The sequence below is a fragment of the Paraburkholderia sp. genome, assembly GCF_035656215.1.
Taxonomy (GTDB): domain Bacteria; phylum Pseudomonadota; class Gammaproteobacteria; order Burkholderiales; family Burkholderiaceae; genus Paraburkholderia.
Map to the genome: position 1 here is coordinate 1 of NZ_DASRSY010000038.1, position 16,173 is coordinate 16,173.

Annotated in this window: 17 protein-coding genes; 13 read left to right on the plus strand and 4 right to left on the minus strand. The window is 61.6% G+C overall.

Features of this window, described 5'->3' with window-relative positions:
* The 5 genes from cysT to VFE81_RS01980 all read left to right on the plus strand — a co-directional run.
* A partial coding sequence (gene cysT, locus VFE81_RS01960) for a sulfate ABC transporter permease subunit CysT (RefSeq protein ID WP_325042981.1) occupies positions 1-523 on the plus strand: 523 nt, incomplete at its 5' end.
* Complete coding sequence (cysW, locus tag VFE81_RS01965) at positions 520-1,554, plus strand: sulfate ABC transporter permease subunit CysW (RefSeq protein ID WP_325042982.1); 1,035 nt, start codon at positions 520-522, stop codon at positions 1,552-1,554. The genes cysT and cysW, both read left to right, overlap by 4 nt.
* A complete protein-coding gene (locus VFE81_RS01970) occupies positions 1,554-2,612 on the plus strand; it encodes a sulfate/molybdate ABC transporter ATP-binding protein (protein WP_120291561.1) in 1,059 nt (352 codons plus the stop codon). The genes cysW and VFE81_RS01970 overlap by 1 nt, the downstream gene beginning before the upstream one ends.
* A gap of 95 nt (positions 2,613-2,707) precedes the next feature.
* Positions 2,708-3,634 (plus strand): CysB family HTH-type transcriptional regulator, encoded by a 927-nt coding sequence (locus VFE81_RS01975; protein ID WP_325042983.1) that lies wholly within the window; start codon positions 2,708-2,710, stop codon positions 3,632-3,634.
* Positions 3,635-3,810: 176 nt separating this feature from the next.
* Positions 3,811-4,854 carry an asparaginase gene (locus VFE81_RS01980; RefSeq protein WP_325042984.1) on the plus strand — a complete coding sequence of 348 codons (1,044 nt, stop codon included), beginning with the start codon at positions 3,811-3,813 and terminating at the stop codon, positions 4,852-4,854.
* A gap of 159 nt (positions 4,855-5,013) precedes the next feature.
* On the opposite strand, the gene VFE81_RS01985 is transcribed toward VFE81_RS01980, so the two are convergent.
* From VFE81_RS01985 to gcl, 4 genes are all read right to left on the minus strand, one after another.
* Entirely contained in the window at positions 5,014-5,415 is a 402-nt protein-coding gene (locus VFE81_RS01985) for a DUF3597 domain-containing protein (RefSeq protein WP_325042985.1), read from the minus strand.
* Between the two features lie 527 nt (positions 5,416-5,942).
* Positions 5,943-6,851, minus strand: a complete 909-nt coding sequence (locus tag VFE81_RS01990; protein WP_325042986.1) for a 2-hydroxy-3-oxopropionate reductase — start codon at positions 6,849-6,851, stop codon at positions 5,943-5,945.
* A 96-nt stretch (positions 6,852-6,947) separates the two neighbouring features.
* On the minus strand, positions 6,948-7,757 hold the full coding sequence (hyi, locus tag VFE81_RS01995) for a hydroxypyruvate isomerase (RefSeq protein ID WP_325042987.1): 810 nt from the start codon (positions 7,755-7,757) through the stop codon (positions 6,948-6,950).
* 109 nt (positions 7,758-7,866) lie between these two features.
* The gene (gene gcl, locus VFE81_RS02000) at positions 7,867-9,642 is read right to left on the minus strand and encodes a glyoxylate carboligase (protein ID WP_325042988.1); all 1,776 of its coding nucleotides are present in this window, start codon (positions 9,640-9,642) and stop codon (positions 7,867-7,869) included.
* Between the two features lie 371 nt (positions 9,643-10,013).
* Between gcl and VFE81_RS02005 the strand changes: the two genes are divergently transcribed.
* The 8 genes from VFE81_RS02005 (at position 10,014) to VFE81_RS02040 (ending at position 16,036) form a co-directional block, all read left to right on the plus strand.
* A complete protein-coding gene (locus tag VFE81_RS02005; RefSeq protein WP_325042989.1) occupies positions 10,014-10,928 on the plus strand; it encodes a LysR family transcriptional regulator in 915 nt (304 codons plus the stop codon).
* Positions 10,929-11,128: 200 nt separating this feature from the next.
* Positions 11,129-11,857: an RNA polymerase sigma factor gene (locus tag VFE81_RS02010; protein WP_325042990.1), complete on the plus strand. Its 729-nt coding sequence runs from the start codon at positions 11,129-11,131 to the stop codon at positions 11,855-11,857.
* Positions 11,847-12,770: an anti-sigma factor gene (locus tag VFE81_RS02015; RefSeq protein WP_325042991.1), complete on the plus strand. Its 924-nt coding sequence runs from the start codon at positions 11,847-11,849 to the stop codon at positions 12,768-12,770. Before VFE81_RS02010 ends, VFE81_RS02015 begins: the two co-directional genes overlap by 11 nt.
* Before the next feature lie 235 nt (positions 12,771-13,005).
* Complete coding sequence (gene rpsF, locus VFE81_RS02020) at positions 13,006-13,380, plus strand: 30S ribosomal protein S6 (protein ID WP_006048823.1); 375 nt, start codon at positions 13,006-13,008, stop codon at positions 13,378-13,380.
* A gap of 50 nt (positions 13,381-13,430) precedes the next feature.
* Positions 13,431-13,730 (plus strand): primosomal replication protein N, encoded by a 300-nt coding sequence (gene priB / locus VFE81_RS02025; RefSeq protein WP_028196682.1) that lies wholly within the window; start codon positions 13,431-13,433, stop codon positions 13,728-13,730.
* 2 nt (positions 13,731-13,732) lie between these two features.
* Complete coding sequence (gene rpsR, locus VFE81_RS02030) at positions 13,733-14,008, plus strand: 30S ribosomal protein S18 (RefSeq protein WP_012432802.1); 276 nt, start codon at positions 13,733-13,735, stop codon at positions 14,006-14,008.
* 27 nt (positions 14,009-14,035) lie between these two features.
* Positions 14,036-14,488 (plus strand): 50S ribosomal protein L9, encoded by a 453-nt coding sequence (gene rplI, locus VFE81_RS02035; protein ID WP_325042992.1) that lies wholly within the window; start codon positions 14,036-14,038, stop codon positions 14,486-14,488.
* Positions 14,489-14,650: 162 nt separating this feature from the next.
* On the plus strand, positions 14,651-16,036 hold the full coding sequence (locus tag VFE81_RS02040; RefSeq protein ID WP_325042993.1) for a replicative DNA helicase: 1,386 nt from the start codon (positions 14,651-14,653) through the stop codon (positions 16,034-16,036).
* Positions 16,037-16,173: the final 137 nt, after the last annotated feature.

The window sequence follows — 16,173 nt, forward strand, 5'->3', positions numbered from 1 at the left end:
CGGGCAGTTTCTCGAACCGCTCGGTATCAAGATCGCCTTTACGCCGGCCGGCGTGCTGATCGCGCTGACTTTTATCGGTTTGCCGTTCGTCGTGCGGACTGTGCAGCCGGTGCTCGAAGAGTTCGAACGTGAGCAGGAAGAGGCCGCTGCGTGCCTCGGCGCCTCGCGCTGGCTGACCTTTCGCCGCGTGGTGCTGCCGGCAGTGTTCCCCGCCTTGCTGACCGGTTTCGCGCTGGCGTTCGCGCGGGCACTCGGCGAGTACGGGTCGGTGATTTTCATCGCCGGTAACGTGCCGATGAAATCGGAAATCACGTCGTTGCTGATCATTACCAAGCTCGAACAATACGATTACGCCGGGGCCACGGCCATCGCGGTCGTGATGTTGGTGGTGTCGTTTCTCATGCTGTTGTTCATCAATACGCTGCAGTGGTATCTGCAGCGTCGGACGGGTCGCGGCGGTGCGGGTCCTGCGCCTGCGGTTGCGAGTGTGGCGGCGATCGGTGTTGGCGGAGGTGCGCAATGAGCCGCGATTCTGTGAATTCCGTGAAGGGTCCCGGTACGGCCGCGGTCGCCGCGGCGCCGCGCGCGCCGCTCAATGTCGCGCGCCGGCCCGATCCGGTCACCGAGCCGCCTGTCGTGCGCTGGATTCTGACCGGCATCGCGTTGCTGTTTCTCGCGCTGTTTCTGGTCGTGCCGCTCGTCGCCGTGTTCTATCAGGCCTTGAGCAAGGGCATCGGTTTCTATCTGGAATCGCTTGCCGATCCGGATGCATTGTCGGCAATCAAGCTCACCGTGATTACGGCCGCGATTGCGGTGCCGCTGAATCTCGTGTTCGGTCTCGCTGCTTCATGGTGTATCGCCAAGTTCGAGTTCCGCGGCAAGGCGTTGCTGACCACGTTGATCGATCTGCCGTTCTCGGTCTCTCCGGTGATTTCCGGTTTGATCTACGTGCTGATGTTCGGCGCGCAGGGCTGGTTCGGTCCGTGGCTGCAGGAACATGACGTGCAGATCATCTTCGCGGTGCCTGGCATCGTGCTGGCGACGATCTTCGTCACGTTCCCGTTCGTCGCGCGTGAACTGATTCCGCTGATGCAGGCGCAAGGCAACGATGAAGAAGAAGCCGCGCACGTGCTTGGCGCATCGGGTTGGCAGATCTTTCGCCGCGTCACGCTGCCGAACGTCAAATGGGGTCTGCTGTACGGCGTGATTCTGTGTAATGCGCGGGCGATGGGTGAGTTCGGCGCGGTGTCGGTGGTGTCCGGGCACATTCGCGGCCAGACCGACACGATGCCGCTGCACGTCGAAATTCTCTATAACGAATACAACTTCTCGGCGGCGTTCGCCGTGGCGTCGGTGCTGGCCTTACTGGCACTCGTGACGCTGGGTCTGAAGCTGCTCGCCGAGCGCCATATGTCGGCGGAACTGTCTGCTGCGCGCGATGTGCCGGCGTACGCAGGGCCTGTTGCGCTGACACCCGCTTCACAGTCCGGCAATGCAACGCATGCACTGCAGCAACAATCAAGGCAACACGCGCTCAAGCAAGGAGAGCTGTAATGGGTATCACCGTTCGTAACCTGCAAAAGCGCTTCGGAGATTTTGTCGCGCTGGATAACGTTTCGCTCGACTTTCCGCCGGGCGAACTGGTTGCGCTGCTCGGGCCGTCGGGTTGTGGCAAGACCACCTTGTTGCGTGTGATTGCCGGGCTCGAATATGCGGACGGGGGCCAGGTCGTGCTGCAAGGCCAGGACGTCGCAACGGTTGGCGCGCGTGAGCGTGAAGTCGGCTTCGTGTTCCAGCATTACGCACTGTTCCGTCATATGACGGTGTTCGAGAACGTCGCGTTCGGCCTGCGTGTGAAGCCCCGTAAGGAGCGGCCTTCGGAAGCGGTGATTCGCGAGAAGGTGCATGAACTGCTGAAACTCGTGCAACTCGACTGGCTCGCGCAGCGCTATCCGTCGGAATTGTCGGGCGGTCAGCGGCAGCGCATTGCGTTGGCGCGCGCGCTGGCTGTCGAACCTAAGGTGCTGTTGCTCGACGAACCGTTCGGCGCGCTGGATGCAAAGGTGCGCAAGGAATTGCGCAGCTGGCTGCGTCGTTTGCATGACGATCTGCATATCTCGACGATTTTCGTCACGCACGATCAGGAAGAAGCGCTCGAAGTAGCCGACCGTATCGTAGTGTTGAATCGCGGGCATGTGGAGCAGGTGGGCAGTCCGCAGGACGTGTACGACCATCCGCAAACCTCGTTCGTCTACGAGTTTCTCGGCGCGGCGAACCGTCTGCATGGCAAGGTGGATGCGAGTGGTTTCGTGGTCGACGGCGCGGCGTTGCCGGTCGCGATCAAGGCCGATTTCAGTGGGCCGGCGTTTGCCTATGTACGTCCGCACGATCTGCAGTTGTATCCTCAAGCGTCTGGCCACCGCGAAGGCATTGTGGTCGATGTGCGGCGCGTGGTGACGCTCGGCGGCTCGGTGCGTGTGGAACTGGCGGGCCGTGAGGGCAATGTGCTCGAAGCGGAACTCGATCGCGAATCGTGGCGCGATCTGCAACTGGCGATCGGCGACGGCGTGACCGCCGTGCCGCGCGCGTTGCGCGTATTTCCAGCGCAATGAACGATGCGGCAGGCAGTGCCTTAAGCAGCGCGACAATACTCGGTGTTTCGATCAAACTCTAATAACTCAACTCTGGCTTAACCGGAGATCTACAGATGAACTTCCAGCAATTGCGCTTCGTGCGCGAGGCCGTGCGTCAGAACATGAATCTGACTGAGGTGGCGAATGCGTTGTACACGTCGCAATCGGGCGTATCGAAACAGATCAAGGATCTGGAAGACGAGCTCGGCGTCGATATTTTCATCCGGCGCGGCAAGCGCCTGACGGGCCTCACCGAGCCGGGCAAGGCGGTGCATCAGTTGATCGAGCGGATGTTGCTCGATGCGGAGAATCTGCGCCGCGTCGCACGCCAGTATGCCGATCAGGACAGCGGGCACCTCGTCGTAGCAACGACTCACACGCAGGCGCGTTACGCGCTGCCGAAGGTGATTCGTCAGTTCACCGAGGTATTCCCGAAGGTGCATCTGGCGTTGCGCCAGGGCAGCCCGCAACAGATCGCGCAGATGATTATCAACGGCGAAGCGGATATCGGTATTTCGACGGAAGCACTTGACCGCTTCCCGGATATCGTCACGTTCCCGTGCTATTCGTGGCATCACATCGTGGTGGTGCCGAAGGGCCATCCGCTGGTGGGACGCGAGAATCTGACGCTCGACGAGATCGCCGAATTCCCGATCGTCACGTACGACCAGGACTTTACGGGCCGCTCGCACATCGACCAGGCGTTCGCAAAAGCGGGCGCGCTGCCTGACGTCGTGTTGACCGCCATCGATGCCGACGTGATCAAGACCTACGTCGAACTCGGCATGGGCATCGGCGTGGTCGCGGCTATGGCCTACGATCCGAAGCGCGACTCGGAACTGGTCGCGCTGGATACGCAGCATCTGTTCGAGGCGAGCACGACGCGGGTCGGTTTGCGCAAGGGCGCATTCCTGCGTGCGTATGCGTACCGGCTGATCGAAATGTTCGCGCCGCAGTTGAACGAAGCGGACATCGCGGCACAACTGCGCGAGGCGGTTTGACGCGGAGCCGGTTCGTCACGATCCGGCTCGATCCCCTGGTGTAACTCACCCGTGCGGTTTAGCGGCGCGCCGACTGGTCCGAATCCGCCGTTTGAGCGTCCTGGCAATCCAAAACGAACGGGCATCCATTTTTTTCACGCATGGCGACGTGCGGCGCATCGCTTACAATCGCCGCCATGAATACTTCGACTTCCTCTTCCGCGACGCCTTCCGACGAAGGCGCAACGCCTCAGCTGCCGCGCATCGCCGTGCTGGCAACCGGCGGCACGATCGCCGGGGCAGCCGCGGACGCCACCAACACGTCCGGCTACCAGGCGGGTGTGGTCGGCGTCGAGCAATTGCTGGCCGTGGTGCCGGCCTTGTCTACGGTCGCGCGGATCGCGCCCGAACAGATTGCCAGCGTAGACAGTAAAGACATGGCGATGCCGCTATGGACCACGCTCGCGCAACGCATCAACACGCTGCTTGCCACCGATGACGTCGACGGCGTGGTGGTCACGCATGGCACCGATACACTCGAAGAAACCGCTTATCTGCTGCATCTGACGATCAAGTCGGACAAGCCGGTCGTGCTGACTGCGGCAATGCGCCCGGCATCGGCACTGTCCGCCGATGGTCCGTTGAATCTGCTGAATGCCGTGACGGTTGCGGCGCACCCGGGTTCGCGCGGGCAGGGCGTGCTGGTGGCCTTCAACAACAAGATTCACAGTGCACGCGACGTGGTCAAGACAAGCACGTATGCCGTGGATGCCTTCCACTCACCGGAAATCGGTGCGCTCGGCTGGGTGCAGGACGGCCGCGTCGAATTCCAGCGCAGCGTGGTGCGCCCGCATACGCTCGCGGCCGAATTCGTGATCGGCGCGAAGTGGCCGCATGTGGAGGTTGTCGCGAGCTATGCAGGCGTCTCGCGGATCGCCGTGGATGCGCTGGTGGCAGCGGGCGTGCGCGGTATCGTGGTGGCGGGCACCGGCAACGGCTCGATTCACGTTTCCATGCAACAGGCATTGGCCGACGCGGCCTCGCAAGGCGTGGCGGTGGTGCGTTCGTCGCGCGTGGGCTCAGGCCACGTGATGCGCAATGGTGCAGCCGCGGACGATGCGCTCGGTTTCATCAGCGCAGGCTCGCTGAATCCATACAAGGCGCGGGTTCTGCTGATGCTCGCACTGGCCGCGGGCGGCACGGGGCCGGTTGCGTTGCAGAAGACTTTCGATACGTACTGATTGATTTAGCGCGGGCGGCCCGGTTCAAAGTCAGAACCGTGTCCCGAACATGAAGCTTGAATGACAACGCGGCGCCAAGGTCTTCGACCCGAGCGCCGCGTTGTCGTTTCAGCTTAAGATTTATCGCTATCGCCGGAAACAGGCGACGCCGGCAAGCCCTTAGGCCGCCAGATCCGGAGGCAACTTCCCGCCGTTCGCCGCCAGCGCTTGCATCACCTGTTTGTGCAGCCAGATGTTCATGCTCGCCGAATCGTTCGTGTCGCCGCTGTACTTCAACTCCTGTGCGAGCTGCTTGCGATGTTCGAGGCTGCTGTCGACGCCGAGCGCTTTCAGCGTGTCGACGATCGACGTGCGCCAGTTCAACGTTTGCCCGCTCTCACTCACGAACTGGTCCATGACGACAGCAACGTCGACGTCGGCCAGCGGCTGGGGCGCCGGTGTAGCCGCCGGTGCAGCAGCTTGCGCCGCAGCCGGATCCGGCGTCGGCTCAACCGCAGGCGCAGGCTGGTCGGGCTTCGCTTTGCCGAAGAGCTTGTTTACGATGTCACCAAAGATGCTCATTCTGAATCCTTTGCAGATGGGTTACTGGCGCAAGCACATTCCGCTTACGGGTTGAACACTGATTGGGAATCGGGCGAATGAAGCAGAGGGCATGCTTTGCCACGATCGGCAAGCTGCACTTGAACGCTGATGCGCCCGCAACCAGGTTCAACGAGTGTAGGAGAAAAGTGCGGAGGGATGTGTCAAAAAAGGTCGGCGAGGCGGCAAACGGACGCACGCAGTTGCAAGCAAATGCAAACAGACGTGCAAGCGGGCGGCATGCATGGTGCAGCCGCCGCGAGAGATTGGCGGAAAACGCATAAGTTTGAAATCCGACAGCCGGACACCCGACGACGACGTCTGACCGACCAAGGCTTCCCCGGCGCCGCCGGGTGCCGCTGCGGACCCCACTTGCCGCTCTCAGCCCAGAGCGGCACGATTTGCTCTTTGCGCCGTGCATACCGCACGACGCAAAGAGCGCCCCACCTTCGATTGCCATGACGATGACGTTGCAACGACCATGACAACCTGCATTGCTACTCGATGTATCAAGCCGCCTTGGCTTCGCTGCCCGGCGCTTGCGCGACTTCGTAGTTCGCCATGATTTCCAGCGCACGCACCATCGCCGAGTGATCCCAGGCCTTGCCGCCGTTGGCTGCGCACACGCTGAACAGTTGTTGCGCGCTTGCCGTATGCGGCAGGGCGATGCCGAGCTTGCGTGCGCCGTCCAGTGCGAGGTTCAGATCCTTCTGGTGCAGTTCGATGCGGAAGCCCGGATCGAACGTACGCTTGGTCATGCGCTCGCCATGCACTTCGAGAATGCGCGACGAAGCGAAGCCGCCCATCAATGCCTTGCGCACACGTTCCGGATCGGCGCCCGAGCGCGAAGCGAACAGCAGTGCTTCAGCAACCGCTTCGATGTTCAGCGCGACGATGATCTGGTTCGCGACCTTGCAGGTTTGACCCGCGCCGTTGTCGCCGATCAGCGAGATGTTCTTGCCCATCAGGTCGAACAGCGGCTTTGCCAATGCAAAAGCCTTTTCCGGGCCACCCACCATGATCGTCAGCGACGCTTCACGCGCGCCGACTTCACCGCCGGACACCGGCGCATCGAGGTAGTCAGCGCCGAGCGCGTTGATCTTCTTCGCGAAGGCTTGCGTGTCGAGCGGCGAGATCGAGCTCATGTCGATCACGAGCTTGCCCTGCGTGAGGCCGGCGGCGACGCCGTCGTCGGCGAACAGCACGTTGGCGACGTCAGGCGTGTCCGGCACCATGATGATGACGATGTCGGCGGCTTGTGCGACAGCCGTCGAATTGGCGACGACGCTCGCACTTTTGCTCAGATCTTCCGGCACCGGGTACGCGCCATTCACGAACAGCGTGTGGCCGCCCTTGATGAGGTTGCGCGCCATGTGCGCGCCCATGATGCCGAGGCCGATGAAACCGATCTTTGCCATGTGTCTAAATCTCCAGTGTTGTTGGGGGTCGCCCAAAGGGACGTCCTTCGGGGCGTGGTGTGCCTGATTTGATCGATGAGGTGATCAATGAATCGATCAGGCAGCGGCGTGGGCTGCGCCGCGGGTTTGCCCGGCCACGCTCTGCACCCAGCCGAGACCGGCGGCCGTGGTCGTGCGCGGCTTGTATTCGCAACCGACGTAGCCTTCGTAGCCGAGCGAATCGAGCAGGTCGAACAGGAACGGGTAGTTGATTTCGCCGGTGCCCGGTTCGTTACGGCCCGGGTTGTCGGCGAGCTGAATGTGCGCGATCTGCGGCAGATTCTTTTTGATCGTTGCCGCGAGTTCGCCTTCCATCCGTTGCATGTGATAGATGTCGTATTGCAGGAACAGATTGTCCGAACCCACCGCGCGAATCACGTCGAGGCCTTCGCCCGAACGGTTCAGCGCGAAGCCGGGGATGTCGTACGAATTGCACGGCTCGACCAGCAGCTTGATGCCGGCTTTCTTCAGTTCGCCCGCGGCGAAGCGCAGGTTGTCGACGATCGTCGAGCGTGCTTTGTCCGCATCGACGCCTGCCGTCGGAATACCGACGAGGCAGTTCAGTTGCGGCACCTTCAGGGCCTTCGCGTATTCGATCGCACGGCCGACACCTTCCTGAAACTCACTCACGCGATCCGGCAGGCACGCGATGCCGCGTTCACCCGTTTCCCAGTTGCCCGCGGGCAGGTTGTGCAGCACGAGCTTCAAACGGTTCTGCTGCAGACGTTCGCTCAATTCAGCGATCTGATACGGATACGGAAACAGGAATTCGACGGCATTGAAGCCCGCGTCCGCTGCTGCCGCAAAGCGGTCGAGGAACGGGACTTCGTTGAACAGCATGGTGAGATTCGCTGCAAATTTCGGCATGGCGCTTGTGTCTCGCTGGTCGGTCAGTGGAATAACTTCATGAGGCGATTCAGTTGCGTTGAATTGCTACGCTGCTGAATCGCGCTCATCTACTGCAAAGTCAGAAATCTCAATCGAGCATGCTGATTGCCGTCGGTGCATCTTGGCGCTTCTCGGCCAGTTCTTCGAACTCGTTGATCGCGTCGATCTCGGTGCCCATCGAAATGTTGGTCACACGTTCGAGGATCACTTCGACGATCACCGGCACGTTGAACTCGGAGAGCATCGATTGCGCTTTCAGGAGCGCCGGCTTCAGTTCTTCCGGCTTGAACACGCGGATCGCCTTGCAACCCAGGCCTTCAGCAACCGCGACGTGGTCTACGCCGTAGCCATTCATTTCCGGGGCGTTGATGTTCTCGAAGCCAAGCTGCACGCAGAAGTCCATATCGAACGCGCGCTGTGCCTGACGGATCAAGCCGAGGTACGAGTTGTTCACCACCACATGCACGTACGGCAGCTTGAATTGCGCGCCGGCTGCCAGTTCTTCGATCATGAACTGGAAGTCGTAGTCGCCCGAGAGTGCGACGATCGGACGTTGCGGGTCGGCTGCACGCACACCGAGTGCTGCCGGAATCGTCCAGCCCAGCGGGCCGGCCTGACCGCAGTTGATCCAGTTGCGCGCCTTGTAGACGTGCAGGAATTGCGCGCCGGCGATCTGCGACAAACCGATCGTGCTCACGTAGCAGGTATCGCGGCCGAACACCTGGTTCATCTCTTCGTACACGCGCTGCGGCTTCATCGGCACGTTGTCGAAGTGTGTCTTGCGGTGCATCGTCTGCTTGCGTTGCTGGCAATCGGCAACCCACGCGCTGCGATCCTTCAGCTTGCCGGCGGCCTTCCATTCCTTCGCCACTTCGACGAACAGTTCGAGCGCGAATTTCGCGTCCGACACGATGCCCAGGTCCGGTCCGAACACGCGGCCGATCTGCGTCGGCTCGATGTCCACATGCACGAACTTACGGCCCTTGGTATAAACCTCGACGCTGCCCGTGTGACGGTTCGCCCAGCGGTTACCGATGCCGAGCACGAAGTCGGAGGCGAGCATCGTCGCGTTGCCGTAGCGGTGCGAGGTTTGCAAGCCGACCATGCCGGCCATCAGCGGATGGTCGTCAGGAATCGCACCCCACGACATCAGCGTCGGGATCACCGGCACGCCGATGGTTTCGGCGAATTCGACCAACAGGTCTTCAGCGGCTGCGTTGAGCACGCCACCACCCGAGACGATCAACGGCTTTTCAGCCTCGTTGAGCATCTTCAGCGCGGCTTCGATCTGCTTGCGCGTCGCTTTCGGCTTGTAGACCGGCAGCGGTTCGTACGTGTCGATGTCGAATTCGATTTCGGCGAGCTGCACGTCGATCGGCAGGTCGACCAGTACCGGACCCGGACGGCCCGAGCGCATCAGGTGGAATGCCTGCTGGAACACGCGCGGCACGAGAGCCGGCTCACGCACGGTGACGGCCCACTTGGTGACGGGTTTGGCGATCGATTCGATATCGACGGCCTGGAAGTCTTCCTTGTACAGACGCGCGCGCGGCGCCTGGCCCGTGATAGCGAGAATAGGAATCGAGTCGGCCTGAGCGGAGTACAAACCGGTGATCATGTCGGTGCCGGCGGGGCCTGACGTGCCGATACATACACCGATGTTGCCCGGCTGGGCGCGCGTATAGCCTTCGGCCATGTGCGACGCGCCTTCGACGTGACGCGCCAGCACGTGGCTGATGCTGCCTGCCTTGCGCATGGCCGAGTAGAACGGGTTGATTGCTGCGCCCGGAACGCCGAATGCGGTGTTGATGCCTTCTTTTTCGAGCACCAGCACGGCTGCGTCGACGGCTCTCATCTTGGCCATGAATGTCTCCTGAATGTCTTGAGTGGGCGAATGGTCGGCTAACGAATTCGCTGACGGATGTGCAAACCAAAAGGTGTTGATCGAACTGTAGGCTTCACCTAAAGGTTTGATAAGATCAGTCCAGGTCGCTTATTTCGAAACAAAAAGTATGGAATGGCGGGTGACTTTGCAGGGCCGGATGGGCGGGCGCTGTGCGCGACGCTTGCGGTGCGGCGCGCAGAGAGGGCAGGAGTTGCGACTCGAAAGCCGCAAGCTATGAACCCTGAGCCGCAGGCCTCGGGGCGCGAAATGAGACACAAGGCGGTTGCAACCCGCTTGCGTGGGACCGGAGTAAGCGCCAAAGCGCCAACTCCGGTCGACAGGAGACAAAAATGGACCGCTTCAAACAGATCGAAACTTTCGTGCGCGTCGCCGATGCAGGCAGTCTTGCGGCGGCCGCGCTGGAAGAGGGCGTGTCGCCGGTGATTCTCGGGCGCCGCATCGACGCGCTGGAAAAGCGCCTCGGCGTGAAGCTGATGTACCGTTCGACGCGGCGCCTCGTCGTCAGCGAAGACGGCGCGGCGTTTCTCGAGCGCTGCCGCGGCCTGCTGACCGAATGGGACCAGGCGGAAAACGAACTGAGCGCAGGACGGCGCGCGGTGAACGGCCATCTGATCGTGTCGGCGCCGGCCGCATTCGGGCGCAAGCATGTTGCGCCGCTCGCGCCGCCTTTTCTCGCCGACAAGCCCGAATTGCAGGTGTCGTTCAACCTGACCGACCGGGTCGTGGATCTGGTGCGCGAGGGTTACGACCTGTCGATCCGGATCGGTGGCGCGGTCGATCCGAATTTCGTCGCGGTGAAGCTGGCGTCGAACCGGCGCGTGGTGTGCGGCACACCGGAATATTTCCGCGAGTACGGCAAGCCGAAAACGCTCGAAGATCTGCCGCAGCACAACTGCCTGGCGTTCAACCTGCAAGGCGGGCAGAACCGCGGCTGGTACTTCCGCCGCAACGGCAAACTTGCGACGGTGCGGGTGGGCGGCACGCTCGACTGCAACGACGGCGAGCTGCTGCATCGCTGGGTATCCGAAGGGCTCGGGCTCGGCTGGCGCTCCACATGGGAAATCCAGCAGCAACTGGCGCGCGGCGAACTGGAAACCGTGCTGGATGAATTCGCGCTGCCCGACTACGACATCCTTGCGGTGTATCCGCAGCAGCGTTATGTGCCGGCCAAGGTGCGCTACTTCATCGACTATCTGAAAGAGGTGTATGCCAGCGAGGATTACTGGAATCGCCCGACTTACTAGCGCTTGGGGGGCCGTGCCGGCTTTTTCGCTCAAGCCGCCGTGATCGTGCCGTTCAGCGTTTCGTGCCGTGAGCCGCGGTGCAAGGTCTTTGCCGCTTTTTTTGCAGATTCCATGCAAGCGCGGGAATAAACTCGGTCTGTGACCGGTCATGTTGTGAAGACGAGTCACACAGCGTAGCCGCAATGCCCCGGAGGGCCGAGGTGGGTCAACCCGATTCAAATGCCGCTGGCGCGCACGACGACGCGGCGCGCAGCCGCCGTTTCCAGCAACTGGCGCTGCCGCACCTCGACGCCGCGTACAACCTTGCGCGCTGGTTGTGCGGCAACCCCAACGATGCCGACGACGTGGTGCAGGAAGCGTTCATGCGCGCGTTCCGCTTCTTCGACACCTTCCGGGGCGACTCGGCGCGGCCGTGGCTGCTCGCGATCGTGCGCCGCACCTGGTACACGGAATGGCGGCGGAGGGCGTCGTCGCACGAGGTGGTCGAGTTCGACGACACCATGGACGACGCGACGTTCGACGGCTGGAGCGCGGGCGGGGCCGATCCGCAGACGCTCCTGATTCGCAACGAAGATACAAAGCTCGTGCACGAGGCGCTCGCGCAGTTGTCGGTCGAGTATCGCGAGGTGCTGATACTGCGGGAGCTTGAGGAAATGGGTTATCGCGAGATCGCGATGGTGGCCGATGTGCCGATCGGCACGGTGATGTCGCGGCTTGCACGGGGCAGACGCAAGCTGGCTGCGCTGCTGACGGCGAAGCAGGCGTCCGGGCGTCCGGGAGGCGGGCCGCCGCGTGCCGCGACGCCGGGCGTATGCGCGGCGCCCACGGCTTCTGTCACGCCACTTCGGGCGGCTTCCAACGCCCGGCCATCCAACACCCCCGGTGCAAGCGCCGCCGGTTTAACTCAGGAGACGCCAGATGGACTGTAACGAAGCCCGGCCGCTCCTTGATGCAAACGCCGACCACGAATTGCCCGCGCCGGACGCTCAGCGCGTCCAGCAACACATCGACAGCTGCGACGCTTGCCGGCACGAAAGCGAAAATCTGCATGCGTTGAGTGCTTCGCTGCGCGCACAACCTTATCACCGCGCGCCGGATGCCCTTCGGGCACGGATTCTTGCGGCGCTCCCGGAGGGCGATACCGCTGCCCATGAGCCCATCGAAGCCGCACGGGGCGCCACACAGCCCAGGCCGAAGCGAAGCCGGCTGGGTGACTGGCTGAATAGCTGGCGGCGTCCGCAAGGCGCGATGGGCCTGTCCGGCGGGGGCGTGGGCACCGCCGCAACTATCGGGCAGGGCTGGCTCGTTGCATTGGTTGTCGCGCTCGGCGCGGCGGCGGTCGGCGTGACTATGAGCCTGCATCGTCCGGCGCAAGTCGGCCCGTTCGCCGACGAACTGGTCGAAAGCCATGTGCGGGCGCAAATGTCCGGTCACGACATCGACGTCATTTCGACCGATCGGCACACGGTCAAGCCGTGGTTCAATGGCCGGATCGACTATTCGCCGCCGGTCGAGGACCTCGCGGCGAACGGTTTTCCGCTTGAAGGCGGCCGCCTGGATTACATCGCGCATCAGCGGGTGGCGGTGTTGGTGTACCGCTATCAGAAGCACGTTATCGACGTCTACGTGTTTCCGGAAGCGCGCTCCGGCAATGCTGGCCGGGAAGCGGTCGCCGGGCCTTCGGTGGCGCAGACCCGCGAGGGTTACTCGCTCGCGCACTGGAGCGCGCAGGGGATGACCTGGTGGGCCGTCACGGATGCCGCGCCGGATGCGCTCAGCGGCCTTGAAAAGTCGCTGAAAGACCGCCTGGCGGGCGGCAGCGAGCAAACCGAGGGGGGCTGAGCGGGACTCCCGTGCGCGATCCGGCGGGGATGTTGTTGGGCGCGCATGGGTGGCGACCTCTCGTCCGCTTTGTCCGCTTTGTCCTAAACCCTTGAAAACACAACCGATTCGTGCGTTGCATTAACGGGATATCTTGCAACCCGGCCCCAATCGGGTTACACTCTTTGGCTTCTCACTTGCCACACCGGTTCAGACGCCCGGGTGGCTCTAATCCACAAGTCCACAAGGAGTGTGTATGCGTCATTATGAAATCGTCTTTATTGTGCACCCCGATCAGAGCGAGCAAGTGCCCGCCATGATCGAGCGTTACAAGAGCACGATCACCTCGCACGGTGGCCAGATCCACCGTATCGAAGACTGGGGCCGTCGCCAACTGGCCTACATGATCGAGAAACTCGCGAAGGCTCACTACGTCTGCATGAACATCGAATGCGACCAAACCACGCTCGACGAGCTGGAACACGCATTCAAGTTCAACGACGCTGTTCTGCGTCACCTGATCGTCAAGATGAAGAAGGCCGAAACCGGCCCGTCGCCGATGATGAAGGAAGTGCAGCGCGAAGAAGCCAAGAAGTCGGCTGCTACGCAACCGTCCGAAGCGCAGGCTTAAGACACACTATTTAAGCTACCAGATCAAGCGTCGCCCTCGCCAAAGGTTACATGAATCGGCTGCAACTTACGGCCAGCGTCGTCGAACGCGAACCGGTGCGGTATACCCCCGCCGGCGTTCCGATTGCAGGTTGCACGTTGCACCACCGCACGGAAGTCGTCGAAGCCGGTATTGCCCGGCAAGTCGAACTGACCATGCAGGCGGTAGCCGCAGGCGAGGCGAGCGGTAAGCTGGAAGGCTGTCAGATGGGCGTAGAAACGCTCTTCACAGGCTTTCTGGCGAAAAAGCACCGCAACGCAAGAACTCTGGTATTTCACATCACAGAATTGCAGGACATTGGAAAGGACTGAACATGCCCCGCCCGACTGGTAAGAAATTCGACAAACGTCGTCAGCAACAAAATCCGCTCTTCAAGCGCAAGAAGTTCTGCCGTTTCACGGCCGCTAACGTCGATCACATCGACTACAAAGACCTCGAAACGCTGAAAGACTTCATCGGCGAAAACGGCAAGATCACGCCGGCGCGTCTCACGGGTACGAAGTCGCACTATCAACGCCAGCTGGATACGGCAATCAAGCGCGCACGTTTCCTCGCGCTGGTGCCGTACACCGACCAGCACAAGGCCTAACCCGACGACGCGATAAGGAGTATCCGAATGCAAATTATTCTTCTGGAAAAAGTCGTCAACCTGGGCAACCTGGGCGATATCGTCAAGGTGAAGGACGGTTACGCACGTAACTTCCTGATCCCGAACAAGCAGGCTCGCCGTGCAACGAAGGAAGCCCTGGCTGAATTCGAAGTTCGCCGCGCTGAACTCGAAAAGACCGCAGCTGAAAAGCTGGCTGCCGCTCAAGCCCAAGGCGAAAAGCTGGCAGGTTCGACGGTTCAGATCGGCCAGAAGGCTGGCGTCGACGGTCGTCTGTTCGGCTCGGTGACGAACGCCGACATCGCTGACGCACTGGTCAAGCAAGGCTTCGCAGTGGAAAAGGCGCAAGTGCGTCTGCCGGAAGGCCCGCTGAAGCTGGTCGGCGACCACGCTGTTCAGGTCTCGCTGCACACCGACGTGCTCGTCGATGTGACGGTGTCTGTGCTCGGCGAACACGTCTAAGCCGACCGCGTCTAACCATCAATAAGCATCTGCCAGGACGTTACTGGCAAAAGGCAGGGGCCGGGTGACCGGCCCCTGCCTTTTTTATTGCCCGTTTTCGATGTATCAAAGTATCGGTTTTTGATTTCCCTCCGCGCGCATTTACCCCGATAATTCCTCTCCATGAACGCACCGTCCAAAGATCCCCAAATCGAGTCGCTGAAAGTCCCGCCGCATTCGATCGAAGCCGAGCAGTCGGTGCTGGGCGGCCTGCTGCTCGACAACGCGGCATGGGACCGCATCGCCGACTTCCTGTCGCAGAGCGATTTTTACCGATACGACCACCGCATCATCTTCGAGCACATCGGCAAGCTGATTGCGGCGACGCGTCCGGCCGACGTGATTACCGTGTACGAGGCGCTCGGCACCTCGGGCAAGGCGGAAGACGTCGGCGGTCTCGCTTACCTGAATGCGCTGGCGCAGAACACGCCGAGCGCGGCCAATATCCGCCGCTATGCGGAAATCGTGCGCGATCGCGCGGTGCTGCGCCGTCTCGTCTCGGTGGCTGACGAAATCTCGGCGGACGCATTCAATCCGCAAGGCAAGGAAGTCCGCCAGTTGCTGGACGAGGCCGAATCGAAGGTGTTTTCGATCGCCGAAGACGGCGCGCGCGGCACGCAAGGTTTTCTGGAAATCGGCCCGCTGCTCACGCAGGTGGTCGAGCGGATCGACACGCTGTATCACACCGCCAATCCGAGTGACGTGACCGGCACGCCGACAGGCTTCGTCGATCTGGATCGCATGACCTCCGGTATGCATGGCGGCGAGCTGATCATCGTGGCGGGCCGCCCGTCGATGGGTAAAACGGCGTTTTCGATGAACGTCGGCGAATACGTGGCGGTCGAGTACGGCCTGCCCGTTGCCGTGTTCTCCATGGAAATGCCGGGCTCGCAACTCACCATGCGTATGCTGGGCTCGGTTGGCCGGCTCGACCAGCACCGCATGCGGACCGGGCGCCTGACCGATGAGGATTGGCCGAAGCTCACGCACGCGGTGCAGAAAATGAGCGAGGCGCAAATTTTCATCGACGAAACTGGCGGCCTGAACCCGATGGAGCTGCGCTCTCGCGCGCGTCGGCTGTCGCGCCAGTGCGGCAAACTCGGTCTGATCATCATCGACTATTTGCAGTTGATGAGCGGTTCGTCGTCGGGCGAGAACCGTGCGACCGAAATCTCGGAGATATCGCGTTCGCTGAAAAGTCTCGCCAAAGAGCTCGATGTACCCGTGATCGCGTTGTCGCAGCTCAACCGGGGTCTCGAACAGCGCCCGAACAAGCGGCCGATCATGTCCGACTTGCGTGAATCCGGCGCTATCGAGCAGGATGCGGACGTCATCCTGTTCATTTATCGCGATGAGGTGTACAACCCGGACAGCCCGGACAAGGGCACCGCGGAGATCATCATCGGCAAACAACGGAATGGTCCGATCGGCCCTGTTCGGCTCACGTTCCACGGCCAATTCACGAAGTTCGACAATTTTGCCGGCGCGCAGAATTTCTACAGCGAATAAAAAATAACAGTGGAGATAACTGCTGGGCGTGTTGTAACGACGCTTTCAAAAGTGCGACATCGATCCCGGAACGGTACAATGTGGCGGTTTTATGTCAGCCATGATGTGACCAATTTTCGGGATCCCAATGTTCGGTC